Raw genomic sequence first — 790 nt, 5'->3', positions numbered from 1 at the left:
GCGAAATAGAAACGCTACCAGTAACCAAGTCGCCATGATCATCCCGGTAAGGTCGAGACCAATTGGGGCTATCGCACCCAGAGCAGTTGCGACGCCTTTGCCACCCTTAAAGTGAAAAAAGATTGGATACATATGACCAAGACAAGCGGCAATGGCGACCACGCCCAGAATGATTGGATCGATATTGAGAAAGTAGCCAAGCCAGACCGGAATGGTCCCTTTTAGCATGTCACACAGCAGTACAGAGGCCGCAGCAGCCTTGCCTCCAATGCGCAATACATTGGTTGCTCCGGGGTTATTAGAGCCGACTGTCCTTGGATCGGGCAGACGCGCGACTCGGCATATTAAGACCGCACTTGAGATTGAACCCAATAGATAGGCTGCAATGATCATAATGAGTGCCAGTGGAGTCATGTCTGTCCTTAATGATGGGAAAATAATGCTCAATCCAAGAGTAATTGATATCATATCTTGAATTAGGCAAATAATACGTTTTTTTCCCAATTTTGGGTATCCGACCTCTAAAAGGACAACTAATGGCACTGGATAAAGTTTTCATCGAACAGTTAGAAGTAATCACGACGATTGGTGTTTACGATTGGGAACAAGAGATTAAGCAAAAACTGGTGCTTGATATTGAGATGGCTCACGACAATCGCCCTGCAGGCAAGAGCGACGATGTTGTTGATGCATTGGATTACTCTAAGGTGAGCACTGCGGTCCTTGATCATATTGAGAATGGTCGCTTTCTGCTGGTAGAGCGTGTCGCAGAAGAGATTGCAGAGCTGAT

2 protein-coding genes are annotated in these 790 nt (G+C 46.5%); one reads left to right on the top strand and one right to left on the bottom strand.

The window, feature by feature from the left end; genetic code table 11:
• Positions 1-414 (bottom strand): glycerol-3-phosphate 1-O-acyltransferase PlsY (plsY, locus tag KIV40_RS29905; protein WP_285352899.1); only part of this gene is annotated, 414 nt, incomplete at its 3' end.
• A 122-nt stretch (positions 415-536) separates the two neighbouring features.
• Between plsY and folB the strand changes: the two genes are divergently transcribed.
• A partial coding sequence (gene folB / locus KIV40_RS29900) for a dihydroneopterin aldolase (RefSeq protein WP_285352898.1) occupies positions 537-790 on the top strand: 254 nt, incomplete at its 3' end.

The organism is Vibrio sp. D173a, assembly GCF_030248475.1.
This window is presented reverse-complemented; position numbering and strand designations above follow the sequence as displayed.